The organism is Rhodococcus sp. NPDC057297, from assembly GCF_042667435.1.
GTDB lineage: Bacteria > Actinomycetota > Actinomycetes > Mycobacteriales > Mycobacteriaceae > Rhodococcoides.
Genome location: NZ_JBHUZE010000001.1, coordinates 25,534 through 50,128, shown reverse-complemented (window position 1 = coordinate 50,128; position 24,595 = coordinate 25,534). Strand labels below are relative to the sequence as shown.

At 63.5% G+C, this 24,595-nt stretch carries 22 protein-coding genes; 5 read left to right on the top strand and 17 right to left on the bottom strand.

The genetic code is table 11. The features are described 5' to 3' along the window. Position 1: 1 nt before the first annotated feature. The 5 genes from ACFULT_RS00235 to ACFULT_RS00215 are packed head-to-tail and all read right to left on the bottom strand — an operon-like array spanning position 2 to position 6,264. Entirely contained in the window at positions 2 to 1,072 is a 1,071-nt protein-coding gene (locus tag ACFULT_RS00235) for a lipocalin-like domain-containing protein (protein ID WP_378480300.1), read from the bottom strand. A 35-nt stretch (positions 1,073 to 1,107) separates the two neighbouring features. Further along, the gene (locus tag ACFULT_RS00230; RefSeq protein WP_378480299.1) at positions 1,108 to 2,595 is read right to left on the bottom strand and encodes an aldehyde dehydrogenase family protein; all 1,488 of its coding nucleotides are present in this window, start codon (positions 2,593 to 2,595) and stop codon (positions 1,108 to 1,110) included. After that, positions 2,592 to 3,914 (bottom strand): homogentisate 1,2-dioxygenase, encoded by a 1,323-nt coding sequence (hmgA, locus tag ACFULT_RS00225; RefSeq protein WP_378480298.1) that lies wholly within the window; start codon positions 3,912 to 3,914, stop codon positions 2,592 to 2,594. Before hmgA ends, ACFULT_RS00230 begins: the two co-directional genes overlap by 4 nt. Continuing rightward, positions 3,911 to 5,164, bottom strand: a complete 1,254-nt coding sequence (locus ACFULT_RS00220) for an oxygenase MpaB family protein (RefSeq protein WP_378480297.1) — start codon at positions 5,162 to 5,164, stop codon at positions 3,911 to 3,913. The genes hmgA and ACFULT_RS00220 overlap by 4 nt, the downstream gene beginning before the upstream one ends. Then, a complete protein-coding gene (locus ACFULT_RS00215) occupies positions 5,161 to 6,264 on the bottom strand; it encodes an alpha/beta fold hydrolase (RefSeq protein WP_378480296.1) in 1,104 nt (367 codons plus the stop codon). The genes ACFULT_RS00220 and ACFULT_RS00215 overlap by 4 nt, the downstream gene beginning before the upstream one ends. Before the next feature lie 155 nt (positions 6,265 to 6,419). Here ACFULT_RS00215 and ACFULT_RS00210 point away from each other — a divergent pair, with 155 nt between their 5' ends. Both ACFULT_RS00210 and ACFULT_RS00205 read left to right on the top strand, forming a co-directional pair. Beyond that, entirely contained in the window at positions 6,420 to 7,004 is a 585-nt protein-coding gene (locus ACFULT_RS00210) for a hypothetical protein (RefSeq protein ID WP_378480295.1), read from the top strand. Continuing rightward, positions 7,001 to 7,483, top strand: coding sequence for a hypothetical protein (locus tag ACFULT_RS00205; protein WP_378480294.1), 483 nt, complete (start codon positions 7,001 to 7,003; stop codon positions 7,481 to 7,483). The genes ACFULT_RS00210 and ACFULT_RS00205 overlap by 4 nt, the downstream gene beginning before the upstream one ends. A gap of 7 nt (positions 7,484 to 7,490) precedes the next feature. On the opposite strand, the gene ACFULT_RS00200 is transcribed toward ACFULT_RS00205, so the two are convergent. From ACFULT_RS00200 to ACFULT_RS00160, 9 genes are read right to left on the bottom strand one after another with little or no spacing between them, the layout of a single operon-like run. Beyond that, positions 7,491 to 8,792 carry an MCE family protein gene (locus tag ACFULT_RS00200; protein WP_378480293.1) on the bottom strand — a complete coding sequence of 434 codons (1,302 nt, stop codon included), beginning with the start codon at positions 8,790 to 8,792 and terminating at the stop codon, positions 7,491 to 7,493. Next, positions 8,789 to 9,895, bottom strand: a complete 1,107-nt coding sequence (locus ACFULT_RS00195; protein ID WP_378480292.1) for an MCE family protein — start codon at positions 9,893 to 9,895, stop codon at positions 8,789 to 8,791. The genes ACFULT_RS00200 and ACFULT_RS00195 overlap by 4 nt, the downstream gene beginning before the upstream one ends. After that, the gene (locus ACFULT_RS00190; RefSeq protein ID WP_378480291.1) at positions 9,892 to 11,118 is read right to left on the bottom strand and encodes an MCE family protein; all 1,227 of its coding nucleotides are present in this window, start codon (positions 11,116 to 11,118) and stop codon (positions 9,892 to 9,894) included. The genes ACFULT_RS00195 and ACFULT_RS00190 overlap by 4 nt, the downstream gene beginning before the upstream one ends. Next, positions 11,115 to 12,170: an MCE family protein gene (locus tag ACFULT_RS00185; protein ID WP_241483581.1), complete on the bottom strand. Its 1,056-nt coding sequence runs from the start codon at positions 12,168 to 12,170 to the stop codon at positions 11,115 to 11,117. Before ACFULT_RS00185 ends, ACFULT_RS00190 begins: the two co-directional genes overlap by 4 nt. Beyond that, the gene (locus ACFULT_RS00180) at positions 12,167 to 13,189 is read right to left on the bottom strand and encodes an MCE family protein (RefSeq protein WP_378480290.1); all 1,023 of its coding nucleotides are present in this window, start codon (positions 13,187 to 13,189) and stop codon (positions 12,167 to 12,169) included. Before ACFULT_RS00180 ends, ACFULT_RS00185 begins: the two co-directional genes overlap by 4 nt. Beyond that, on the bottom strand, positions 13,186 to 14,391 hold the full coding sequence (locus ACFULT_RS00175; protein WP_378480289.1) for an MCE family protein: 1,206 nt from the start codon (positions 14,389 to 14,391) through the stop codon (positions 13,186 to 13,188). The genes ACFULT_RS00180 and ACFULT_RS00175 overlap by 4 nt, the downstream gene beginning before the upstream one ends. A 1-nt stretch (position 14,392) precedes the next feature. Further along, a complete protein-coding gene (locus tag ACFULT_RS00170) occupies positions 14,393 to 15,223 on the bottom strand; it encodes an ABC transporter permease (protein ID WP_037104189.1) in 831 nt (276 codons plus the stop codon). An 18-nt stretch (positions 15,224 to 15,241) separates the two neighbouring features. Continuing rightward, positions 15,242 to 16,027 (bottom strand): MlaE family ABC transporter permease, encoded by a 786-nt coding sequence (locus ACFULT_RS00165; RefSeq protein ID WP_378480288.1) that lies wholly within the window; start codon positions 16,025 to 16,027, stop codon positions 15,242 to 15,244. Continuing rightward, positions 16,024 to 17,874 (bottom strand): multicopper oxidase domain-containing protein, encoded by a 1,851-nt coding sequence (locus ACFULT_RS00160; RefSeq protein WP_378480287.1) that lies wholly within the window; start codon positions 17,872 to 17,874, stop codon positions 16,024 to 16,026. The genes ACFULT_RS00165 and ACFULT_RS00160 overlap by 4 nt, the downstream gene beginning before the upstream one ends. Before the next feature lie 100 nt (positions 17,875 to 17,974). On the opposite strand from ACFULT_RS00160, the gene ACFULT_RS00155 reads away from it, so the two are divergent. The 3 genes from ACFULT_RS00155 to ACFULT_RS00145 all read left to right on the top strand — a co-directional run bounded on the left by ACFULT_RS00155 (position 17,975) and on the right by ACFULT_RS00145 (position 20,739). Then, positions 17,975 to 18,805: an esterase/lipase family protein gene (locus tag ACFULT_RS00155; protein WP_378480286.1), complete on the top strand. Its 831-nt coding sequence runs from the start codon at positions 17,975 to 17,977 to the stop codon at positions 18,803 to 18,805. Positions 18,806 to 18,866: 61 nt separating this feature from the next. Next, positions 18,867 to 19,496: a TetR/AcrR family transcriptional regulator gene (locus ACFULT_RS00150; protein WP_037104195.1), complete on the top strand. Its 630-nt coding sequence runs from the start codon at positions 18,867 to 18,869 to the stop codon at positions 19,494 to 19,496. 31 nt (positions 19,497 to 19,527) lie between these two features. Beyond that, complete coding sequence (locus tag ACFULT_RS00145) at positions 19,528 to 20,739, top strand: CaiB/BaiF CoA transferase family protein (protein WP_378480285.1); 1,212 nt, start codon at positions 19,528 to 19,530, stop codon at positions 20,737 to 20,739. 45 nt (positions 20,740 to 20,784) lie between these two features. Here the strand turns inward: ACFULT_RS00145 and ACFULT_RS00140 are convergent, their stop codons facing one another. From ACFULT_RS00140 to ACFULT_RS00130, 3 genes are read right to left on the bottom strand one after another with little or no spacing between them, the layout of a single operon-like run. Next, entirely contained in the window at positions 20,785 to 22,059 is a 1,275-nt protein-coding gene (locus ACFULT_RS00140) for an alpha-hydroxy-acid oxidizing protein (RefSeq protein ID WP_378480284.1), read from the bottom strand. 24 nt (positions 22,060 to 22,083) lie between these two features. Further along, complete coding sequence (locus tag ACFULT_RS00135) at positions 22,084 to 22,920, bottom strand: IclR family transcriptional regulator (RefSeq protein WP_378480283.1); 837 nt, start codon at positions 22,918 to 22,920, stop codon at positions 22,084 to 22,086. Further along, positions 22,917 to 24,329, bottom strand: coding sequence for an MFS transporter (locus ACFULT_RS00130; protein ID WP_217900758.1), 1,413 nt, complete (start codon positions 24,327 to 24,329; stop codon positions 22,917 to 22,919). Before ACFULT_RS00130 ends, ACFULT_RS00135 begins: the two co-directional genes overlap by 4 nt. Positions 24,330 to 24,595: the final 266 nt, after the last annotated feature.

The following is a 24,595-nucleotide window of genomic DNA, read 5'->3' as shown; positions in this document are numbered from 1 at the left end:
GTCAGTTGAGCGCCACGAGTTCGTGCAATGTCCTCCCCGTCCGGACTTCGGTTCTACCGTTCCGGGTGACGGTGAGCTCGAAGGTCGAATCGAACCGGAAGTATCCGGGGTGTCCGACGAGTCGATACAGCAGCGGCCGGACAGCTTTGTGGCCGGCCACGGGTACGTCGCTCAGCAGATCGTGTGCATGAACTACCGCACCGACGGTCAGTATCAGCTTCACCACGCCGGGGATCTCGATCCGAAGCCACTCCGGGTATGCGCGATTGGCGACGGCGTTGTACTTCATCGGCCCTTCCGAGACTTCCGCTTCGCCGGAGCTGAGAATCACCTCGCCCTTGTACGCCAGCATCAGCGGTCGGCTCTCGTGCGCTCCGAGTCGCTCCTTCGTTTTGACCAGTGCGTAGAGCAAGGAGTAGTCGTCGTCGTACAGGCGCCCCCAGTGCCACCGATCGATGACGCTCTTCATGTCGCCTGCACCCCAATTGTGGTCGGCGTACCCCCGTCCGGTGACGGTCTTCGTCTCTGCTCCGATCGTGATCGACCCCTCGACACGTGCACGGGGAGCAGCGACTACCCAACCGAATACATCGGTCCCCCCGAAGAGGGTCTCGCCTTCGCCCGGCATCCAGCTGGGCAGCTCGTTGTGGAACCGTAGGTCGAACGTCACGTCCTCTTCCGAGAGCGACAGATGATGAATCGGAAGACCGTCCTGCGGGAACTCGGCCCAGGCGTGATTGGGTCCCACTCTCACATCGCATCGAGCGATCGATGCCGAGGCGTGTTTCTTGGAGTATCGCGTGAAGATCTGACGGCGCGTTCCGTCGGGCGCGTAGATCAAGATCTCGACACTGGGTTTGGCCACCAATGCCGGTTCCTCGGGCCGCCGGAGGTTGAGGAAGCCGATGATGGTGTGTCCGTCGTCGAGGTGCGCGTCGAAGTACCAGTGTTCGAAACCCGTGCGACTGCCCGGCACCGGGTGCGCGCCGTTGTGCCGCGGTTGAACTGTGGTGAGGGCGGCGTCGGCTCTGCCCGGCCCGTTCCAGGTTTCGACGATCTCGGGAGCTGTCATCTGTGGATCTCCGTTTCGTGCGGTGAAGTTCGGCATCACATGCTGTCGAAGCCGATGTGGACGGTCTTTTCCTCGGTGTCCCCGTCGAGTCCGGATCGGCCCAGTTCACGTCCGATACCGCTTCCTGCGCGGCCTCCCCAGGGCAGCGCTGGGTCGGGAACTCCCCACCCGTTGACCCACACCGTGCCCACACGAAGCTTCTCGACGACGGAGTGGACGCGAGAGATGTTCTGCGAGTACACCATCGCATTGAGGCCGTAACGCGTGTCGTTGGCTATTTGGACGGCTTCCTCGGTGGTGCGGAATCCGATCACCGTGGCGACGGGCCCGAAGATCTCGTCGCGGGCGATGGTGAGGTCGTTGGTACCGCGGAACACCGTGGGTTGCGCGTAGAAACCGGCGCCGCGCTCACGTTTGCCACCGCAGATCAACTGTGCGCCCTCGGATATGCCGGAATCGATGTAGCCGTCGATGCGAGCGAGTTGCTTCGCGTTGACGATGGTCCCCATCGTGGACCTGTCGTCGAACGGATCTCCGACGACAGCGCTCTCGGCTGCGGCAACGAGTCCGTCGACGACCTGGTCGACGACCGACTCGTGCGCCAGGACTCGTGTCCCAGCGGCACACACCTGTCCCTGGTGGTAGAAGTTCCCCATCGAGATCCAGGGCATCGCGGCCTCCAGATCTGCGTCCTCGAAGATCAACTGCGGTGCTTTTCCGCCGAGCTCGAGAACGAGTTTTCGGAAGCTCTCGCCCGCAAAGCTCCGAATCGACTGGCCGACAGCGGGACTTCCGGTGAAGGAGACCTTGTCGACGCCGCCATGACCTGCCAGGGCAGCCCCCGCAACCGGACCGAGGCCGGTGACCACGTTGAGCACCCCGTCGGGAATACCGGCCTCGGAGGCGAGCTCGGCCAGTCGCAGCGTCGACAGCGACGCGTCCTCGGCAGGCTTGACGACGGCGGTGTTCCCTGCGGCGAGGGCGGGGGCAAGCTTCCAGGCTGCGATGAGAGCCGGGTTGTTCCACGGGGTGATCGCCGCGACGACACCGAGAGGTTGCCGTACCGTGTAGCCGAATCGTTGCTGCGGGCCGAAGTTCGGCAAGGACATCGCCGAACCGGAGATCTTGTCGGCCCACCCGGCGAAGTGCCGGAACGCTTCGGCCGCAGAGGGAATGTCGCCGCCGACGGAATCGCGGTACAGCTTGCCCATCTCGACGGCTTCGAGTGCCGCGAGAGTCTCGGCGTCGGCTTCGATCAGTGCTGCCAACCGGGTGAGGGCTTTTCCTCGTTCGGGGCCACTGGTTCGGGACCACTCGCCGTGCTCGAATTGATGGCGCGCAGAGCGAACGGCCGCGTCGACGTCCTCCTGGCCGGCCGCGGCGATCTCTGCGACCACCTCGCCGGTAGCAGGATCGGTCGAGGTGTACGTCGCACCGTCGGCGGCCCCGACACGGGCTCCACCGATGCGGAGCAGCGGCTCCGGTAGATCGAATACGGGTCGTGTGATGTCGGCCGTGGTCATCGTGACTCTCCTGTGGCTGCGGAATCCTGCGAATCGAAATGTCGTTGCAAGCCGCTCCACGAGGAGTCGTAGTCCGGCTGTCGGTGTTTCGCGTTGTAGGCGAAGTCCGTCGTGATCAACGGGAGTCGTGTCTCGAACATGAACGCCAACGAGTTCTCCAACTTCTGCGGCACCAAATCTGCACTCGATGCGGTGTCGAAGGTCTCGAGATCGGGACCGTGGGCGCCCCACATGTTGTGCAGACTCGCCCCGCCGGGGACGAATCCTTCCGCCTTGGAATCATGTTGTCCGCGAACAAGGCCCATGAACTCGGTCATGATGTTGCGGTGGAAGTGGGGTGGTCGGAACGAATGCTCGGCAACGTTCCACCGTGGCGGGAAAATAGCGAAGTCGACATTGGCTTGGCCGGGTCGCTCCGATGGAGAGGTGAGCACGGTGAAGATGGACGGGTCGGGATGGTCCCACCCGACGGTGCCCATCGTGTTGAAACGGTTCGTGTCGTACTTGTACGCGCTGTGCGTACCGTGCCACGCCACCACATCCAAGGGCGAGTGATCGTATTCTGCTGCCCAGAGCTGCCCACCGAACTTCTGGATCACCTGCACCTCGTCAGTGCGATCTTCGTAGGCAGCAACGGGGTACGAGAAGTCCCGTGCGTGGGCAAGTCCGTTCGACCCGATCGGGCCGAGTTCGGGCAACGCGAAATAGGCGCCGTAGTTCTCGCAGATGTATCCGGCGGCGGAATCATCGTGCAACGACACCCGAAACTTCACCGCGCGGGCGATCACGGCGATCTCGCCGGGTGCGACGTCGAGGAGCCCGAGTTCGGTGTGCAGCCGGAGGCCACCCGACTGCGGAACCACGAGTAGCTCACCGTCGAGGTCGGCGAAGTACCTGTCGGTCATCGACCTCGTCGCGTGATACATGTGCACCGCGATACCGTTGCGCTCCAGTACATTGCCGTTCGCGGCGATGGTGTGGACACCGTCGAGGAAATCAGCGTCGGGCCACGGAGTACCGAGCGGATTCCACCGCAATCGATTGACATCGAGTATCCCGTCGGCGAGCGGAGCCGAACGGAAGAGGCCGTTGTCGATGCGCTCGAATCTCGGATGACGCGCGGACGGGTGGATTCGGTACACCCACGTGCGCCTGTTGAGCTCCCGCGGTTCGGTGAACGCCGTACCGGAGAGTTGCTCGGCGTAGAGGCCGTAGGGTGCTCGCTGCGGAGAATTCTGCCCCCAGGGTAAAGCGTCGGGGATTGCCTCGGACTGATGTTCGTTTCCGAATCCAGTGCTGTATTCCAGGTTCTCGGTCATCGTCGCAACGCTCCCTGTGCGTCGAACTCGGCCTCCCGGCCGTCCATCTGGGCGCGGAGCCAACTGCGCCGATGTCGATCGGCGATGCGCTCCATCCGACGTCCGGCCCTCGGAACAGTCCGCCGGACGAGCTCGAGGACAGTGATGAGGGGGAACCGGGCGATCACGATCAGAATCCACGGAAACGCAGAGGGCATGTCGTACTTCGCACGCGTCGCCGGGCCCATGAACAGTGTGGTGTAGGCGCCGTAGATTCCGTAGTTGTATCGAGCGCGCATGCGGGCCAGTCCTTTCTGGTGCGGTCTGGGTGCGAAGCTGGCAGGAAAGGACTCGATGAGTTCCTTGCCGTGCACCCCCGCGTCGTAGCTTCGTGCTGCCGAGACCATGGCAGTCATGCGGAGGGAGTCCGCGATGGTCGTCGGGAAGTTGCGCACGTCGACACCGAGGAGATGGCCCATGAACTTCTGGAAGTGCAGCAGCGCGCGAATCTCGGTCGGTGTGGTCTGCAGTCCTACCAGTCGGAGCGCCAACGCAGGCACGGTACTGCCACCCAGCAACGTCAACATCTGATATCCCTGGCTGATCGGGTACCCCCATTTCTCGGTGTCCCACTCCGGGTGGCCGTCGATGCGCCGTCGGACAGCAACGTGCATCACCCGTACCTTCATCGCGGTGGCGCGGCCGGTCGAGCCGATGCGCAGCAACGCTCCTGGCTCCGAGGTATCGACCCAGAACTGGCACGTTTCCAGAAAGCGCCGCAGGGCGTTGTCGCCCGCGTACCCGCCGGCGAGAGACAGCGGTGTCGCGACGGCGGCTTCGGTGTACATCTCCAGGGTGATTCCGCCTGCGACGGCGAACAACATCGTTCCCCAGCGGCGCCAGATGGCGGCGCCCTGTTCGACGAGCTCGGGCCGCACCCAGTCCGGCAGCGTCTCGAACTCGTCGAAGAGCACCCGCATGCTGGCCGGCACGTCGTCGAGCGCGTCGATACCTTCCGTCAGAGCGCGTTCGAGTAGTGCTCGCCCACCCTTCGGATCGGCTGCGAACACGTCGTCGACGAAGTTCTCGGCGACCGTGTCTCCGCGAAACAGGCTGTCGCAGAACTCGGCGGCAACATCGTCACTCGGAAAGATCGACGTCCCGAACACGTGGCGCGCGGCCGCCTCGAGTCGAGCGATTCGAGGGTTGCGGCGGTGTTCCCAATACGTGAAGGCAGTCGGAACTCGCATCGCGTTCTGGGTGAGCGTCATATGTTCTTCTCCATCCAGGCGCCGCATTCGCCGGTGACGGTGCCGATTCCGTGCGGCTGATCGACGAGATAGTGATTGAGTTCGGGCAGTTCGACCAAGGTGGAATCAGGACTGGCATCGTGCATCGCTCGGGCATCGTCGGCGAATGCAGCTTGGTCGCCGAGCAGCGAGACGATGAGGGTCGGTGCGTGGATCCTCGGTAGATTCTTCAACGCGTCCGCCCCGGTGTGATCCGAACTCCATGTGCTGAGCCAACTCCGCACCGACACGAATCGGGCAAGTCCGCCTGCGGCGGTGTTGGCACGTTGCGGATCTCCGTACATGCTTCCCAGCTCCCTGTCGCTGGGATCGAGCGTCAGGTCGACGAACCGAGGATCGGCGACGGTGCGGTGCACCACGAACGCATGATCCGAAGCGCCTCGTGCGGACAGTGTGTCGAGCTCACGAATCGCCCAGTCGTCGATCCTTCTGATGCGGTCGAGCTGAGCCGCGCGATACTGCTCGACCCAGTCCCGATCCAGGGGGACAGTGCGAGAGGGGTCGTACAGGTCGAGTGCGGGGTCGGTGGAGAACGGATCCGATTCGTCGGTGACCGAGGCGTCGATCCAGTGCCTGAGGACCCTCGCACGTCCGGAATGGGCTCCGACGAGCATCAGGCCATCGGCCGGGACGAGAGGGGGACCGTCGACCTCGACGGTCTGCGTCTCCGCCTGCTCTTGGTAGTAGGTGGACAGCGAACCACCGCCGCTGAAGCCGAGAAGGATCACCTTGTCGAATCCGAGTTCGTTCTTCATCCACCGGACGCCGGATCCGAGGTCGGCGATGGCGCGTTCCATCAGTAGTGCCGGCTCGTTGGAGGAGTATCGCGTGTTGAGCCCCATGATGGGCATGCCGGCCTCGGCGAAGCCACGAAGAAGAAAGTGTGACAGGAAGTCCGAGGTGGGATGTGCGAGCAGGATCCCTACGCCGAGATCGTGGCTCTGCGGCGCAACGAAATTGGCATGCAGGGTGGGGTAATGCCGCGATAGACCCGAGTGCATCTCCACTCGGCCGTCCCGAGCTGGTTCGTACTGAATTCTCTGGAAATTGTCGACGATCACGTCTGGGTCCGCCTCCTAGGACGAATGCGATCCGAGTCACAGAAACGTACCATACTTCGAGGTATGGACAAGGGTGCATTTTCTCGCGCATTCGGCTGCGGAATCTCCATACTGTGTAGTACGGTCGGATTTCTGCGGACCGGGAAGGTGACGATGTGAGTCAGCGAGAAACTGTGCTGGACAGTGCATCCGAGGAGGGCGAGGGCACTCCGGAGCGGGAACCGGGCGAGCTCGAATCTGCCTCGTCGAAGCCGGCGAGGCAGGTGCGTCGCGGGGCGGTGGGGGCTGCGGTGCTCGCCGTGGTGGCGCTCGGCGCAACGGCGGGAGTGCTGCTTCACCAGCATATGAGGTTCGAGGCCACGAGGGACTTGGAGCAGCGTTACCTGCAGGCCGCACGACAGAGTGTGCTCGACTTGACGACCATCTCGGCAGCCACTGTCGACGACGACGTCGCGCGGGTACTCGAGCGGTCGACAGGAACGTTTCGTGACCAGTTCGCCGAACGCTCGGACGATTTCGTCTCGGTGGTAGAGCAGGCCGACGTCCGGGCGACGGGATCGATCACCGAAGCGGGTATCGAGAACTCCGACGACAGTGCCGCGAGTGTCCTCGTGGCGGCGACCTCCAGCGTCACCAATTCTTCCGGGGCGCAGGAAGAACCGCGAGTGTGGCGGCTTCGAATCACGCTCGACAACGAGGACGGGACGATTCTGGTCTCCGATGTGGAGTTCGTGCCATGATCGGTCGTCGAGCATTCGCAGTGGGCCTGTCGCTGGCGCTCGTCGGTGCGGGAGCGTCGACCGCCTCCCTGTACGCGCAGACCCGTACGGACGAACAACTGCCTCAGTCACGCTCGGCGATCGGTGACGCGGCCGACGACGGTGCGGTCGCCGTGCTGTCCTACAGGGCGGATTCGGTGGACGCCGATATCGAGCATGCGGCGTCGTTCCTCACCGGAGATTTCCTGAGTTATTACAGTGCGTTCGGTGCAGAATCCATCGCTCCTGCGGCCAAGGAACGCGGAATCATCTCCAGCGCAACGGTGTCGGCGAGTTCGATCGTGTCCTCGTCGGAGAATTCCGCCGTCGCACTGGTCTTCGTGAACCAGAACATCACCTCGACCGACGCCCCCGATCCGAAGGCGGCATCGAGCAGCCTTCGGATCGAACTCGATCAGGTCGACGGCCGATGGTTGATCTCGAAGCTGGATCCGATCTGACGGGCGGTCATTCTCCGTCCGGGACGAGCAGCCCGTCCAGTGTCTCGGGCAGGGCGTCGAGTCCACCGTCGACATACCGGCGTCCGTCCCCGGCGATGTAGGAACCGTCGGTCGGGTCGTAGTCTCCGGTGGACGCCACCGGGTCTCGACACAGTTCCACCGTGGCTGCGCGTCGTCCCGGGAACTCCATGCACGGGAGGTTTCGCGCGCCGCGGACCGCGGTGGGGTCGGCTGGATCGATCCTGCAGTACAGGCCCTTCGGGGTCGGAATTGTATCCACCTCGGTGGGTGATCGGCGTTCGGACGCAGGCAGGAATCCGGTGGTGCACGGAGGCGGGTCGTTCACCTGGGCGGCGAAGAAGGTGTTCTGGCCGGGCTCTCCCGACTGGGAATTCAGCATCCCCGTTCCCTGGGTCGCTGCGATGAGCGGCGGGTACAGCACCAGAATCTGCTCGATCGACGGGTTGTACACCGCCGCAACCTGTTCCACGGTCGTCAGGTTCTCCAGGAGGAGAGGCAGAGTCGGCTGCAACTGTTGAAACAGGGTTGTCACCTCCGTTGCCATCGGCGTGCCCTTGTCCACGAGGGCGCGCACCGACGCATCGTGGTCGCGAAGCGTCCCCGTGACTCCGGTCAGTGACGCTGCCCAGGCCTTGATCGACTCGCTGCTCGCGGCGGTCGCTGCCAGGACGGGGTCGGCTTCGTCGACGAGCGCGATGATCGACGATGTGTCGGCGTTCGCGTCGGCGGTGAGAGTTCGAAGCGAATCGAGTAGCTGGGATACGTTCGCGCCGTTGTTTCCCAGTGCGGCAGCGCTTTCGTCGAGCACGCTGCGTAGGTTGTCCGAGCCGATGGATGCCAGCGCCGACTGCAGGAGATCGATCGTGGGGCCTACCGGTTCGGGAACGGAGGTTCGGTCCTTCGCGATCACCGCACCCTCGGACAGGTACGGGCCCTCGTCGGAGCTCGGCACCATGTCGATGTACTGCTCTCCGATCGCGGACATCGAGTGCACCTCGGCCGCCGTGTCTGCGGGAACATCGACATCGGATTCCAGGGACACCACCGCTCGCGCGCCGGTACCGAGGGTTGTGAGCTCGACGACCCGTCCTATCTCGGAACCGCGATACGTCACGTTCGCACCGGTGTAGAGGCCTGCGCCGTCGGCGAGCTCGACAGCGACTCGGTAGCGGCCGATACCGACCTGCTCCGGCACGCGGGCGAAATAGATTCCCGTGGTTGCGGTGGAGACGATGCCGACGGCCAGGATGATCCAGAGCTTGCGATGGAGCGTTGTCTTCGACGTCATGGGTTGCCTGCCGGTGGGATGAGAAGGTCGGTGGTCGACGGAATCGTCGGCGACGGAGTGGGTGCGAACGAGCCGAGTGCGCCTTCGAGCGGTGTGCCGAGAAACAAGGCGTTGTCGAGAGTGTCGAGCCGAAGATCCAGAGTCACCTCGCCGTTGGCGTAGTCACCGCGTACCGCGTTCTGATAAGTGTCGATTGGGAACGGGTAGGTGAGCAGGTAACGGAAGGCATCCGTCAGGGACGTCCCGGAATCTGCCAGTGAGGCAAGCACAGGACGCAACTCCTGCAGCTCGGCCACCAGATCGCCTCCGGTGTCGTCGACGATCTTCTCGGCCGTGGTACCCAGTCGGCCCAACGAGGTGAGTGCGGCGGTCAAGTCCTGCCGGCTGTTCGACAGTACGGTCAGCGCGGGGCCGAGCGTGGTCACGGCGTCGGCGAGCACCTGGTTCTGATCGGCGACGTCGGCGGCGAATCGATCGAGGTTGTCGATCGTCCGCTCGATGTTCGCCTGCTGTTCGACGAGCCCGCCGAGGAGAGCGTTCAGCCGATCGATCACGGACCGCACCGATTCCGGTCGTCCGCCGATCGCGGCATCCAGTTCGTTCACGATGTCGCCGAGTTGGGGGAGTCCGCCGCCGTTCAGTACGAGCGACAGCGACGACAGGGTCTGCTCGGTGGTGGGATACGCACCCGCGCGACCCAGTGGGATGACATCCCCGTCGGCGAGCCGGCCGGTCGGTGCTTCGGCAACGGGTGGCGACAGTTCGATGTGCGTCGATCCGAGAAGGCTGGTCTGGCCGACCGCTGCGACGGCGTTCGCCGGCAGATCGACGCCCTGGTCCAGGTGAACGGTGACGACGGCGTGGCCGTCGTCGAGCTCGGTGTCCGCGACGCGGCCCACGGTGACGTCGGACGCGAGCACTCGCGAATTGCGATCGATGGTGGACACGTCCGGCATCTCGATGGTCACCGAATACGCTCCTTCCCCTTCTCCTGCGGTGCCGGGGAGCGGTAGTGAATTGAGGCCCTGCCAGCCGCAGCCGGACGTCAGCAGCGCGAGTGCGAGCACCACTGCCGGCCGAGGCCCGATTCGTCGTGTCGTCATCGATCACCTCCGGGAAGTAACAGATCCGTCAGCGACGACGGCGACGGTGCCGGCGTCGGCGCGGGGGTGGCCGGTTCCAGGTCGGGTTCGCTGTAGACCAGCTGATCCGGCAGTGCGCCGACGCCGTGAATCGGGTTGGTGGACAGAGGAAGATAGTCGAACGCCAGCGTCTTCAGCAGGGGACCGAGGTACTGCACGCACAGGTTCGCTCCTTCCTGAGCACCGACATCCTCGGCGGCGGCGATGGCCGAGCAGATGAAGTCCATCGGATTCGCGAAGTTGTTGGGCGCGAGCGCGGAAACTATCGCGTTGTGTGCAGGCTGGTAGATGTTGTTCAGATTCGACAACGCGGTCGGGGCCACATGGAGGATCTGGGCGATTCCGTCACGCTGCGAGGCGAGTTCGCCCACGACGGTCTGCAGGCTGCGGAGTGTGTCGTCCAGACCGTCGCGATTGTCGGCGACGAACCTCTGCACATCGCCGACGGCGACGTCCAGAGACGTCAACGCGGTGCCGATCTGCTCGGAGTTGTCGTCCAGGACAGCGGTGATCGATGCCATCGAGTCGTTGAAGTTCACGATCTGTTGCCCGCTTGCGGACAGTGCGGACACGAACACCTGCAGGTTGCGCACGACGGCGAACAAGTCGGTTCGACCGTCGGACAACGTCTTCAACGCGTCCGAGAGTTGAGCGACGGTCGCTCCGAGGTTCTGCCCCTCCCCCCTGAGGTTGGCATCGGCGGCGTCGACGAGGGCTCCGAGAGGTGCTCGGCCGTCGGGCGCAGCGGTTCCCACCGCGTCCGCCAATCGAGACAGTTGAGCTTTGATCTGGTCCCACTCGACCGGTACCGCGGTGCGCGACATCGGGATGTGCTGCCCATCGACCATCGTCGAGCCCCCGGTGTAGGGCGGAGTGAGCTGTACGAAGCGGCTGGCGACCAGACTGTGCGAGACGATGACCGCCAGGGCGTCGGCCGGTACCGAGTAGGACGAGTCGATCTGTAACTCGACGTCGGAGTGGTCACCTCGTGGCTCGATCGAGCCGACGGTTCCGACGTCGACACCCATGACTTTCACGTCGTCGCCGACGTACAGTCCGGTGGTACTGGGGAACTGGGCGACGATAGTCGTGGTGTTCAGTGCAGGGACGACGGTGTAGGACACCGCGGCCAGAATCGCCAGGCCGATCCCGATGGCCGCGAGTTGCCATCGCCTGGCCGTCATCGGGGGGCTCCGTCGATAGCGGACAGTGGGTTGACACTGGCAGATTCACCGGGGGCGGGGCCGAGTCCGAGGGCGGCACGGATGAACGGTGAAATGATCTGGCCAGGGATCAGGTTCTGAATGTACGAGTTGAAGAACGGTCCGCTCGACACCGCCTCGCCGAGTTGAGTGATGTACGGGCCCAGATTCTCGATGGCCGTGCCGATATCGGCTCTGTTCTGCTCCAACACCTCGAGTACCGAATCCAGTGATGCCAGAGTCGATCCCAGTTGCGCCTCGTTGTCCGCGACCAGCCCACTGAGATGCCGGGCGAGCTCGGTGACGCTGTCGAACAATCGATCCACGACGGCTCGTCGACGGTCGAGTTCGCTCAGAATGGTGTTCGCGTCGGTGACGAGGATGCCGATCTGTTCACTCCGGGTGGCGAGTACTCCGGTGACCTGTTCCGCCGCTGACAGCAAGGACCGCAGAGAGTCGTCGCGCGAGGCGATGCTCTGGGAGAGTCGGCCCACTCCGTCGACTGCCGCAGCGAGATCCGCGGGGGTCTGCTCGAGCACCTCGGTGCTCACGCGCATGGCGTCGGTCAGTCCGTCGGTGTCGAGTTCGGTGACGTCGTCGGTCAGGTCACCCAGCGCATCGGTCAACTGGTAAGGACTGGATGTGTGATCCAGTCCGATCCGAGAGCCTGGGGTCAGCCGTCCACCGGTGCCGGGATCGACACTCAGATTCTTCGTGCCCAGCACAGTCTGTGTCGGTATGGCCAGGCGCGCATCGTCGTGGAGTTCGACCCCGCCGCCTACGGTGAATGCGATGACCACTGTGTCCGCATCGATCTCGATATCGGTGACCTCGCCGACGACGATTCCTGCCACTTCGACATCGGCTCCGGTCACGAGTCCGCCGGTGTCTCGGAACACGCCGCTGTAGGCAGCGCTCGCCGACAGAATCGGTAAGGATGACACGTTCGTCGCCACCACTGTCACCAGTACCGCGAGGACGGTGCCGACTATGCCGAGCCGCACGGTGTTGCGCTCGCGTACACGCTGATTCATCGTGGTGCGCACCTTCCCGTCTCCTGTCCGATCAGCGGCGTGGTGAGGCCGCCGCCGTCGGGAGTGTCGATCTTCAGCTTGATGCCGCAGAGGTAGTAGTTGAAGAAGTTGCCGTAGGCACCGAGTCGGCTGAGCGCGGCGTAGGTGTCGGGGAGGCGCGAGACGATGCTCCCGATGCTGTCCTTCTGCGAATCCAGTTGCACAGCAGTTCGATCGAGTTCGTGGAGTGTCGACTGCAAGGGCGGTCTGGCCACGGTCAGCAAGTCGGCCACGGTTGTCGCAGACGAATCGATCTCCGTCAGGGCGGTACCCCATGCCGCGCTGTCGGCAGCGAGGCCGGTTGCCAAGTTCTGTGCCCGATCGAGTGCGGTCGACACGACATCCTTCTGGTCGGTCAACGTTGTCAGCGTGGTGTCCAGGTTGGTGATCACCCGCCCGATCACCTCGTCTCGATCGGCGAGTGTGGTGGTCAACGTGGCGGTGTGGGCGAGCAGGGATGCGATCGAACCGCCCTGTCCCTGGAGAGCAGCGACGAGTTCGGCGGTCAGGTCGTTGACCTTGGATGGATCGACGGACTCGAACAGGGGCTCGAAGCTTCCGACGAGTTGGTCCAGATCCAGGGCGGGTGAGGTCCTTTCGAGGGGGATCGTCGAGTTGTCGCTCAGAGGTTCGGCCTCACCGGCGCCGTCGGCCAGTTCGAGATAGCGGTCGCCGACGAGATTCTGGTACCGGACGGTGGCAGTGGTCGACGAGGTGACCACGTAACCGGGCCCCACGTCGATGCCGACCTCCGCGTGGTGGTTGTCCACGATGTCTACTTCCGAGACCTTTCCGACTTCCACCCCTGCCACCCGTACGAAGTCACCGCTGCGCAGACCCGACGCGCTGGTGAAGACGGCGCGGAAGGAAGTGGTCGACTCGAACCGGACCTGTCCGAACACCACGACCAGGCACGCGAGGACTGCAGTCATCACCACCACGAAGACGACCAGGTTGATCGTGCTCGATGTGCGGTTCATCGGGTGCCACCCGGTGCAGCGAGTCCGCCGGGCAGAAAATCCAGTATCGAACCCGGCGACACAACCGGGCCCGTGTTGCCCGCACGGAACGGGTTCGATCCGGTATCGGCAACCACGTACGGGGTCGGCACGGCGTCGTCGGGCACGATGGGCAGTGCGCCGCATCGCGGGCCGCCCGACGCGGCAACGCGGGGGAGATCCGACTCGGGCCTGTAGGGCGGGATTCCGAACAATACGGTGCTGTTGAGCAGCATCGTGCGTCCGTTTCCGCCGGACACCTCCTCTGCCCCCACCCGGGCGCGGTCCGCACCCTGCAGGAAGCAGGTGAACTGGGGTGAGTATTCCTCCAGCAGTTCGGTTGTCGGCTTCAGCTCGTGCACGGTGCGCGAGATTCCTCCGGCATTGTCCGTCAGGACTCCGTTGCCCACATCGGCCATCCCGATGACCCCGAGCAGGACGGCGTCGAGGGCGTCGGCCTCGTCGACGAGAGTGCGCCCGGTGGTCGTCAGGTTGCTCAGATCGGTCAGTACATCCGGTGCCGCAACTGCGGCGGTGTCGGTCACGGTCGATCCGGAGTCGATATCGCGTTGCAGGGTCGGAATCCGAGGTTCGACGGCAGCGAGGAGTGCGTTCGTGTCGTCCAGGCTCCGTCCCAGGTCGCTGCCGCGCCCACCGAGTGCCGTGGCCAACGTCGTGAGGGTGGCGTTGAGCTTGTCGGGTTCCACTGCCGACAGAACCTGGGTGAGCGATTCGAAGACGGTGTTGACCTCCACGGTTACCGAGGACGAGTCGATGACAGCGCCGGAGGCAATCGGCGTCGTCGACGGATCGGCCGGTTCGGTGAGTGTGACGAACTTCGAACCGAAGATCGTGGTGGCGGCGATGTTCGCTTCCACGTTCTCGGGTATCGATTGTGCTGCATCGCTGTTCAATCGCAGCTGGACGACGGCACCGCCTGCGTCCCGATCGACGACGTCGACGGTCCCCACTTCCACCCCGTGCATCTTCACCAGGGCACCTGCTTGCATGACGAGACCGCTACGGTCGGATCTCAGTGTCACCCGCGTCGGTGGATCGACGGCGTCCTGCGCGGCGCCGGTGAAGGCGAGGTAGGTGGCGGCGACTGCGACGGCGACCGTGGCCGCCAGAACCACAGCCGCCAGGCGGGTTGCGCCGGATCCGGTGCTGTTCACGTCGGACATCTCATCCCGCCAGGTGCACTGATCGGGAATTGCCGTAGAGGGCAAGTGAAATCATCAACGTGACCATGACGACGGTGATGAGCGAGAGCCGAACAGCGCGACCGGTTGCGGTCCCTACTCCCGCCGGCCCACCCGATGCGGTGTAGCCGTAGTAGGTGTGAATCAGCATCACCGCGGTGGCCATCACGAACACTTGCAGGAAGGACCACAGCACGTCCGAGGGGACGAGGAACGTGGAGAAGTAGTGGTCGTAGACGCCACCAGATTGGCCGAGAACGACCACGGTGGCTATGCGGCTCGCCAGAAACGAGGTGATGAGAGACAGGGAGTACAGGGGCAGGACTGCGATCATGCCGGCGAGCACGCGGGTTCCGACCAGGTACGGCACCGATTTGATGGCCATGACTTCGAGCGCGTCGATCTCTTCGCTGATACGCATCGCGCCCAACTGGGCGGTGGTACCTGCGCCGATCGTCGCGGCGAGGCCGACGCCTGCCGTGATCGGAGCCACGACTCGCACGTTGACGTACGCGGCGAGGAATCCGGTGAGCGCGTCGACTCCGATGTTTCCCAGTGAATCGAATCCCTGGACGGCAACGGTGGCACCGGCGAACAGGGTGAGGAACCCCAGCACGACGATGCTTCCTCCGACTGCCGCGAGAGCCCCTGTGCCGAGACTGATCTCGGCAAGTACACGGAGTGTCTCGGCGCGGTAGTCGCGCGCGGCCTTACCCGTCGACGCGAGGGCCCGTCCGAAGAAGAGTGCCAACTCGCCGACGTCGTCGATGCCGCGAACGACACCGCGCACACGGTTACTCACTCGGATCGACATATCGAAGCCCATCGCTTGTCACCGGTCACTCAGAGCGAGGCCGACGGATGTCAGTGCGAGATTGACGAGAAACAGTGCGACGAAGGAGAACACGACGGTTTCGTTGACCGCCTCACCGACGCTCCTCGGCCCACCGACGACCGACAATCCGCGGTAGCAAGCGATCAGCGCGGCCAACAAGCCGAACAGAGCCGCCTTGATCTCGGACAGGACCAATTCCGGTAGACCGACGAGCAGGGTGATGCCGGATACGTACGCACCGGGCGTGACGTCCTGCAGGTACACCGAGAAGAAGAAGCCGCCGACGAGGCCGATGGTGCAGACGGCACCGTTCAGCAATGTTGCGATCAGAGTGCAGGCAACGACGCGGGGGACCACGAGCCGATGAACGGGGTCGATACCGAGAACCTCCATTGCCGCGACTTCCTCACGGATGGTGCGTGAACCGAGGTCGGCGGCGATCGCGGTCGCCGCAGCGCCCGCGACGACCAGTACGGTCACCAGGGGTCCGATCTGGGTCACCGCGCCCAGGCCCGCTCCCGCACCGCTGAGGTCGCTTGCCCCGAGTTCGGAGAGCAACGAGTTGAGGGTGAACACAACCAGGACCGTGAACGGAATGGACATCAGGATCGTGGGCAGTAGTGATACCCGAGCGATGAACCAGCTCTGGTCCACGAATTCTCGCCACTGAAAGTCTCGACGTCCAAGGGCTACTGCGGTGTCCAGGGCCAAGCCGTAGAACTCGCCGACCGAGGACGCCGCAGCGATGGTAGCGCGGGCAGCACTCCGAAGAGCCTGCGTCACGGCACTATCCGGTACTTGAGCATCATGTCGTGGTCCTCGTGGTCGAGGAGATGACAGTGCCAGACGTAGCCCTGAAGGTCACCGGCGGATTCCCCGGAATGGTCGATTCCGTTGTGGACTTCGTGCATGGGGTCGTGACGGTTGTCGTGATCGGTGCTCGGGTGTGCGGCAGCGGTCGGTCGGGGGAAGGTGGCGTCGGGGTCGAAACCCAGTTCCTCGGCCGTCGGGAAACGTACGACGATGCGTGTGACCGTCCCGCCGTCGACTCGGACCGTGTCCTTCCAGCCTGCCTCCCACGGTGCAGGCGGGGTCATCGGTCCGCCGAGGAAGCCCTCCGGGTCGGGGGTCCACTTGATCCCGATGGCCGGCTGCGGATTCGCGACCTGGTAATCGAGGGTGCGCAGTGGTGTACGACCCACGATCCTGAAGGTGACGAGGTGAATGTGAATCGGGTGGGGATCGGGCGTGATGTTGACGATGTTCCACTGCTCGACGGTGCCGGGTCGCGGCATTTCGATGTCCGGGTCGCTGTAGCGAAGATTGTTGAGCGACATGATGGCCGGTGGATTTCGCAGTGCATAGGGCTGGCTGACGGTAACGGTGCGAATCCTCGTCGGCTGCTGGATGGGTCCGATCGGTGCAGGCCCTCGACCGCCGCGCAGCGATGTCGGTATCCCGCCGGTGAATCCGCGTGCAGTACCGACACGGAAACGACAGAACAGCGGCATGGTGACTGCGCCGATGACGGCTGCTTGGAAGGGCGGGACCTCGTCGTTGAGTAGCTCGACCGTGTGGCCTCCGTCGTACCCGGAGAAATCCACGAGCACGTCGTACCTCTCGCCTGGAGCGACCCTGATCGACGTCACGGGCACGGGAGCGTCGAGCAATCCGCCGTCGTTGCCGATGACCCAGAACTTCATGTGGTTCTCGAAGTGGAGGTTCCACACGCTGTACGAGGCGGCGTTGATCATCCGAAAGCGGTACAGCCCTCGGGCAACGGTGAGTTCCGGCCAGATCATTCCGTTGACGAGCCCGACGTCTCCGACGGCTCCACCTTCCCATGAACCCTCCGGCACGATGCGAGTCGATCTGATGCTCAGGTGGCTGTCCTCGCGAAAGATTTTCTCCTGCATGACCAGTGGCATCTCGAACTCGCCGGCAGGTAGGCCGAGGGGGTTGTCGGTGCGACCGGTGTCGAATCGATCTCGGAGCAGGTACATCCCGGCCAGGCCTGCGTAGACGTTGACGCGGGTGATTGCCATCGCGTGATCGTGATACCAGAGCGTTGCCGCTTCCTGCCTGTTGGGAAAGTGATGGACGATGCTTCCGCCAGGGATCGTGAGCTGCTCCGGGTTGCCGTCGCTCTCCGGCGGAGTCACGCCACCGTGTAAATGCAGCGACATCGGCGTCGAGGTACGGAAACTCTCGGTCACACCGTGCAGCGAGGTGTCCATGTCCCGGGCCATGGGATGCAGGGCCATGTTGTTGGAGAATCGGAGAGTCAGCGGATCGTCGGCGTGCGCTTCGACGATGGGCCCGAGGTAGCCGAGTTGTGCGTTCGGTCCGCAGTGATATGCCAGCGCGGGGACTTCGGGCATGTCGGTATGAAATCTGTGCATCGCAGACACCGCGTCGACCGAGAGATTCGATCCCGACACCGTAGGCAGTGTCGGTAGTGCATCCCGGAACGGAGCCACGTCGGGCGAGTGGAACAGCAGCGGACTCTCGAACGCGTCGTCGACGGGCGAGGTGAACGCGCGGGAGGCGCTGACGCCGCCGAGTGCGACTGCCGCGGTGCCGACCCCCAGCGCTCGGAAGAGGGTGCGGCGGGTCATGTCCTGCGCCATGTGTGAGGGGCCTTTCGCACGGTCCGACGATGTGACACGCACCATACCGCACTGTATGGTGTGGTCAGCCGAATTCGACGAAACCGCTGATAGGAAGCCAATGAACCTGCGTGAGAACGTCGGTCGAGCACTACGTGGAATAGGTGCGACGTCAATTGCTGTCGCCGCAGTCCTGAACGTCGAGGTCGCGACTGCAGCCGCCTCTCCCTCGGCGTGCGCAACGCCCACCGTCCTCGTGCACGATCTCGCATCCTCGGAGCGCGAGTGGGACGGGTGGCTCGACGACCTGGACCGGCGTGGGTTGTGCGCGTTCTCCTTCACCTACGGCAGTTCGGATGCATCGGCGCTACTGCAGCAGGCTGGGCTCACGGTGTCAGGTCTGACGAGCATCGAGGACTCGGCGCTCGAGTTCGGCGCATTCGTCGCCTCCGTCCGTGAAAGAACCGGGGCCGACCGAGTGCAGGTTCTCGCCCGCGGTGCCGGCGGGTTGGTGGCTCAGCAGTGGGTAGCGCGGTCCCGTGCGCAGGACGTTCGCACGCTCGTGACCGTCGGACCGTTGTGGAACGGAACCGATGTGGCCGGCCTCGGCAGCCTGGCCGCGTTCAATCGGAGCATCGGAATCTACGACGCTCTCGCCGCCGTGGAAAAGCCCCTGCTCGAACCGAGTTGCGCGGCGTGCGGCCAGATCGTGGCCAATTCCGGCTACATGCACGACGCTGCTCGTGCCGGATGGGTCTCGCCGGGCGTGCGGTACGTCAACGTGATCTCGCGGTACGACGGGCTCATGACCGATCCGCTGTCGGCAGCACTGCCCGGCAGTGAAAATCTCGTCGTGCAAGACGTGGATCCGGAGGATCGGTCCGATCACCTGCACTTGTCGAACGATCCCCTCGTCCGTCGGTTGGCCCTCGGCGCCCTGGCCGTCGGATGACGACTCCGGATCGTACGATCGAAGGGCGGTACGCCACCCCGACAGCGAGGAGTTCACTCTGATGGCAGGAACACCCAGGTCGGCTTCGACGCGCCGCGCACCCGCAAAGAAGGCTGCGGCTGCCAAGACCGGGAGCAAGCCGGCGCGACGCGCAACACGCCTGTCGGTCGACGATTGGATCGACGCCTCGTTCGAACTGATGGCGACCGACGGTGTCTCCGGAGTGAAGATCACCAAGTTGTGTGAACGCCTCGAGGTCACCAAAGGCAGCTTCTACTGGCATTTCGCCGACATCGACAAGCTGATGGAAGCGATCGCGGACAAGTGGTGCGACACCCAGAACGACACGGTGCGCGGATTGAAGGGGCTCGAGACCGTCGAGGTCGAACAGCGCCTGCAGATCATGGCCGAACTGTTGATCGACCAACGCACGTGGGCAGTGGAGTCGGCCGTCCGGGATTGGGCACGCAACTACGGCAAGATCGCCGACGCTGTGCGCGAACTGGACAATCGAATCTTCGAGGTCGTACAGCGCTCGTTGCTCGATCTCGAGTTCGACCCGGACGAAGCGCGGCTCCGGGCAGGCATTCTCGTGTATTCGGGCATCGGCTTCGTTCACGCACGGGGCTCCCTGCCCACCCCGACAGCTGCGGAAGTACATGCAATGTTCGAGCTGCTCACACGGCATTGAAACCGGTTCATCCCACGCGACGGAGGCACCTGTGCTCGGAGAAGATTCGCCCGACGACTCGAACGCGCTGCCACTGAGCGGCTTTCGCGTTCTGGAACTGGGTAACTACATCGCCGGGCCCACTGCGGCGCGCATGCTCGCGGATTTCGGTGCCGAAGTGATCAAGGTGGAGCGCCCGGACACCGGCGACGAGACGCGGTCGTGGCGCCTGCACTCGGGGACCACGTCGATGTTGTTCAGGACGCTCAACCGCAACAAGAAGTCGATCGTGCTCGATCTCAAGACCGACGAAGGTAGGCGGCACGTCCTTGCTTTGGCGGCGACGTGCGATGTGGTGGTCGAAAACTTCAGACCGGGGACGTTGGAGAAGTGGGGGATTGGACCGGAAGAACTCGACGCGGCCAATCCCAACATCGTTCTGGTGCGCATTTCTGCGTTCGGTCAGACCGGACCGCTGTCGAGGCGTCCGGGATTTGCGGCAGTCGCCGAGGCCTACAGCGGTTTTCGGGAACTGGTCGGCGATCCCGACCGGCCACCCGTGCGAGTCGGGGTGTCCATAGGCGATACCGTCGCGGCCCTGTACGCGGGATTCGGAGCAGTGATGACGCTGCTGCACAGCCGTTCTCGCTCCGACGAGCAGGGCTCGCTGCCGCTGCCGTCTCGGATTGTCGACGTCGCGCTGAGTGAATCGATGTTCTCGGTGATGGAGTCCTTGGTTCCCGATTACCTCGCGTACGGCGTCGAGCGACGACGCCTCGGCGGGCGGATGGAAGGAATAGCCCCATCCAACGCGTACACGTGCGCCGATGGGTTGTCGATCGTGGTCGCAGGCAACGGAGACGGCATCTTCGTTCGCTACATGCTGGCGATCGGGCGTCCCGACCTGGCCTCCGACCCCGAACTGTCGGGTGGTGCCGGCAGGTGGAAACGGCGAGACGAACTCGACGCGGCCATCGGGGCATGGGCTCTCACGCGGACGCGCGCCGAGGCCCTCGCGGTGCTCGACGCTGCGGAAGTGCCGAGTGGTCCGATCAACACGGCGGCTGACATCTGCGCGGACGAGCACATGCTTTCCCGCAACATGATTCAACAGTTCCCGGTCGATACCGGCGGTCAGGATCCGGTCTCGGTGGGCTTCCCCGGAATCGTACCGGTGATCGGCGAGCGATCCCTACAGATCAGAAACCTCGGTCCCGAACTCGGCGAACACACCGACGATATTCTCGACGAGCTCACGCGGTGACGAGGGGCAGGCCGCAGCACCGGCTGGTCGTGCTCCGGTACCTGGCTACAGGCTACTGGCTGCGGTGAGGAAAGGGCTTTCGGTGGGCGGACTCGTTTCACTGGAGACGTGATGGGGACCGAGATCGGAAAGCCTTTGCACACCAAGCAATCGCATGGTTCTCACGATGTCGTCTCGGAGGATGGACAGAACCCGATCGACACCTGGAGCCCCGCCTGCCATGAGGCCGTACAGATATGGCCGGCCGATCATGCACGCGTCCGCGCCGAGACACAATGCGGCGACTATATCCGCGCCGGAACGTATTCCGCTGTCGAGCAGAATCGTGCGCGTCGGACCTACTGCTCTGCGGATCGCAGGGAGCGCAGTAACAGGCGGGATGGTCCGGTCGAGTTGACGACCGCCATGGTTGGACAGGACGATCCCGTCTGCACCGAGTTCGAACGCGGTACAGGCGTCGCTCGGACTGACTATCCCCTTGATCACGAGCTTTCCGCTCCATTCGGTACGAATCCACCTCAGGAAGGTGGCGTCGATGCCCTGTCGGAATTGCGAGTTGAGATCCGCGAACATGGATTCTCCGGAACTTCCGAGCGCATCGAATCCAAGTGGTGCCCCGGTCAATGCCCCCGTCCACCACCTCGGGTGCACAGCCATGTCGACGAATGTTCGTGGGCTCACGGTCGGTGGAACGGTCAGTCCACTCCGCAGGTCTCTGCGTTTGGATCCGATGACTGCGGTATCCACAGTGACCACGAGGGTATCGAAGCCGTGGGTTCTCGCGGTGGCAAGGAGGTGGAGGTTGGCCTGCTCGCTTTTGTGGGCGTAGAGCTGGAACCAGCGCGGTACGCGGGGTGTGACCTTGCAGATGTCCTGTGCCGATGCCGTACCCAGAGTTGCTAGTGTGTAGGGTATTTCAGCGCGATTCGCTGCCCATGCAACACCTATTTCGCCTTCGCGGTGGACCATGCGTGTGAAGCCGGTGGGAGCGAGGGCAAGTGGCATCCCTACGGTGTCACCCAGAATGTTCGATCGAGTGTCTGGATCGCTCACGTCGTTCAGTGCGGTCGGGTGGAATCGCAGACGCTGAAATGCATCTCGATTGGCGCGCAGAGTGATTTCTTCCTCGGCCGCTCCGTCCACGTAGTCGAAGATCGACCGTGGGACTCGCTTGCGGGCGCGAACTCGCATCTCTTCGACAGACAGGATTCTGTCGAGGGCAGATCTTCGGGTTCGACGTTGTGTCAGCCCCAGCAGTTGAGCGGCCTGCTGCAGGTTGGGCAACTGCCGCTTCGGTTTCGGACGCTCGAGTGGGTCCATGTGTCGATCCTTTCGTGGTCATCACTACCTACCGTCGCCCGAGTGACGATAAAAAGTGAGGGTGTGGCGAGACTCGGATCGCTTCAAGATCTGAGACAGATCCGAGGCAGCGGAGACCAGAGGAGGTAAGTATCGGCGGTACAGATCCGAATCCGTCGGGAATGAAATGGACAATGCAGCCATCGAACTGCTCGATCTCGAATGGATCGGCACGGCGAGTTCAGTGATTCCCTTTTTGCTCGAGTCGGTCAGGACCGCATACCCTGCCCGTCGAATATCGGCGAGATTTCGTCGATAGACCGCCATATCGGACGAGATGCGCGCCGGAGAGTCCGAACGTCCAGTCACCAGTGCTTCGTCCTGTACCACTGCCGGCGAGAACGCTAGCATCGCCAAACCTGCCGCCGAGCTGAGCGCTGGACGTCTGTGTGCTCGCGCGATCACTTGAGTAGAGGGGTCTGCCGGTCCGCGGTGATCGATACACAGAGTATCGCCGCCGGACACTACGCACAGGTACGTATGTTCTTGAATTGCCATGTGCAGCGACGTAGTTATCGGCGCGGCCGCCTCGATCAGATTACCCACCGAGCTCGACAGAGCGGCCTGCTCCCAGGTCGCGGAACTCATTCGGAGCTGCCGAGATTCGTCACGATCGAGCAGTCCGAGTGCGATCAGTTCGTTGATTATTCGGTGGGTCGTTGCCCTGGGAAGGCCGCATTTCCGCGCAACGTCCGATGCAGTGAACGACGCACTGCCGGAGGCGACTGTTTCGACTATACGGACCGCTCGAGCGAGCAGAGAGTCTCCTGGCTGCACATCGGGCGGACTCGAGGTGTCGTCACCTCCGGCATGCGCTGTCATGCTGCCGCGCGCGTCCCTTTGTGTCCGAGTTCGGCGAGCGGAGTCTTGTTCGTTTCCTTGCAGAAGTAGATGCCGGTTGCCGAGACGGCGCCGGTAATGGCGACGAAGATTCCCACCGGCAGCCAACCGTACTGACCCTCGCCCATGATCGCCACACAGATGGTGGGAGCGAACGCCGCGACCAGGAGGCCGGTTCCGTGGCCGAGGGCGAATCCGCTGTAGCGGACGGGAGCGGCGAACTGCTCGGAGAAGGTCGCCGGCCACAGCCCGTTCATGCAGGAGTACGCACCGCCGACAAGAACGATTCCGGACACGGTCACGAACAGGATGTTCCCCGTGCTGATTGCCCAGAAGAACACGAACAGCATCGAGGAGGAGCTGATCGCACCGAAAATCCATACTGGACGTCGTCCGATGCGGTCGGACAGGCCGGCGGCCAGGGGAACGCCGACGACCGATGCCGCGTGTGCGGCCACCAACACCCACAGCATCGTCGACCGCGCCATACCTGCCTCCGACGTTGCGTAGGCCAAGCCGAACACCATCACCACTGTCTGGTTCACGGCGAACAGCGATGCCATTGCGACGCGGACGACGTCGGCCCATTGAGTCTTCATCAGTGTCTTGAAAGGAATGTCCGGCGTCGCGTCTTTTTCCTTCGCCTCCACGAATACCGGAGTCTCGTCCAGTCGCTTTCGCACAACGTAAGCCAAAACCAGTACCAACGAACTGGCCAGGAACGGCACCCGCCATCCCCACGACATCAACGTCTCGTCGGGCATCACCGCGACGGGAATGAAGACCAGGTTTGCCACGACGATTCCGGCCATGATCCCCGACACCGTGAAACTGGCGAACAGGCCACGGCGACCGGTCGGCGCGTGTTCGATGGTGAGCGTACTGGCCCCGGCGGCCTCACCTCCGGCAGAGAAACCTTGCAGGACGCGAGCGAGCACCAGCAGTGCAGGCGCCCACGCACCGATCTGCTGATAAGTAGGTAGTAGACCGATCGAGGTGCTCGCCACGCCCATCAGCACAAGCGTGAACAACAGAACCCGCTTGCGACCCAGACGATCTCCGAAGTGACCGAGCACGATGCCGCCGAGTGGACGTGCGACATACCCGACGCCGAACGTTGCAAGAGCAGCGATGGTGGCCACCGCAGGATTGCCCGTCGGAAAGAACAACGCCGGGAAAATCAGGGCAGCAGCTGAACCGTAAATGAAGAAGTCGTAGTACTCGAGCATGCTTCCCAGGAAGCTCGCCGCCGCTGCACGCTTGGCTTGCGGTGTGGCCTTTCCCTGATCGGCGGCCTGAATTGCCTGTTGCGCTGCCTGTGCAGCAGGTGACGTCTGGTCGGACGCACGCGGGGGCGTGGCCTCGGACTTTCCGGTGGACGCTACGGTCACTGTTCCTCCATCGACAACTTTCGACTGTGATCACAGCCGCGTGCCGCTCAGTGTGTGATGTGAACCACGTTGGTCAACAGGCATACTCTCACTCAGTGAGAAACATTCTGATCATTTTCGACTTTTAGATTCAATTAAGACGAACAGTCTAACGTCTGACGTTTAGTACGTGCGGTCGAAGGATGCGGCGAATTCTGTGCCGGATACGCACCTGTACCTTTTCGTTACTGTCGGACAGTAGACCGACTGCATGGTATCTTTGCGTC

Excerpts from the sequence above, each read along its gene's own strand:
- ACFULT_RS00235 (WP_378480300.1), bottom strand. The coding sequence starts at position 1,072 with ATGACAGCTCCCGAGATCGTCGAAACCTGGAACGGGCCGGGCAGAGCC.
- ACFULT_RS00230 (WP_378480299.1), bottom strand. The coding sequence starts at position 2,595 with ATGACCACGGCCGACATCACACGACCCGTATTCGATCTACCGGAGCCG.
- hmgA (WP_378480298.1), bottom strand. The coding sequence starts at position 3,914 with ATGACCGAGAACCTGGAATACAGCACTGGATTCGGAAACGAACATCAG.
- ACFULT_RS00220 (WP_378480297.1), bottom strand. The coding sequence starts at position 5,164 with ATGACGCTCACCCAGAACGCGATGCGAGTTCCGACTGCCTTCACGTAT.
- ACFULT_RS00205 (WP_378480294.1), top strand. The coding sequence starts at position 7,001 with ATGATCGGTCGTCGAGCATTCGCAGTGGGCCTGTCGCTGGCGCTCGTC.
- ACFULT_RS00200 (WP_378480293.1), bottom strand. The coding sequence starts at position 8,792 with ATGACGTCGAAGACAACGCTCCATCGCAAGCTCTGGATCATCCTGGCC.
- ACFULT_RS00195 (WP_378480292.1), bottom strand. The coding sequence starts at position 9,895 with ATGACGACACGACGAATCGGGCCTCGGCCGGCAGTGGTGCTCGCACTC.
- ACFULT_RS00190 (WP_378480291.1), bottom strand. The coding sequence starts at position 11,118 with ATGACGGCCAGGCGATGGCAACTCGCGGCCATCGGGATCGGCCTGGCG.
- ACFULT_RS00185 (WP_241483581.1), bottom strand. The coding sequence starts at position 12,170 with ATGAATCAGCGTGTACGCGAGCGCAACACCGTGCGGCTCGGCATAGTC.
- ACFULT_RS00180 (WP_378480290.1), bottom strand. The coding sequence starts at position 13,189 with ATGAACCGCACATCGAGCACGATCAACCTGGTCGTCTTCGTGGTGGTG.
- ACFULT_RS00175 (WP_378480289.1), bottom strand. The coding sequence starts at position 14,391 with ATGTCCGACGTGAACAGCACCGGATCCGGCGCAACCCGCCTGGCGGCT.
- ACFULT_RS00170 (WP_037104189.1), bottom strand. The coding sequence starts at position 15,223 with ATGTCGATCCGAGTGAGTAACCGTGTGCGCGGTGTCGTTCGCGGCATC.
- ACFULT_RS00160 (WP_378480287.1), bottom strand. The coding sequence starts at position 17,874 with ATGGCGCAGGACATGACCCGCCGCACCCTCTTCCGAGCGCTGGGGGTC.
- ACFULT_RS00155 (WP_378480286.1), top strand. The coding sequence starts at position 17,975 with ATGAACCTGCGTGAGAACGTCGGTCGAGCACTACGTGGAATAGGTGCG.
- ACFULT_RS00150 (WP_037104195.1), top strand. The coding sequence starts at position 18,867 with ATGGCAGGAACACCCAGGTCGGCTTCGACGCGCCGCGCACCCGCAAAG.
- ACFULT_RS00140 (WP_378480284.1), bottom strand. The coding sequence starts at position 22,059 with ATGGACCCACTCGAGCGTCCGAAACCGAAGCGGCAGTTGCCCAACCTG.
- ACFULT_RS00135 (WP_378480283.1), bottom strand. The coding sequence starts at position 22,920 with ATGACAGCGCATGCCGGAGGTGACGACACCTCGAGTCCGCCCGATGTG.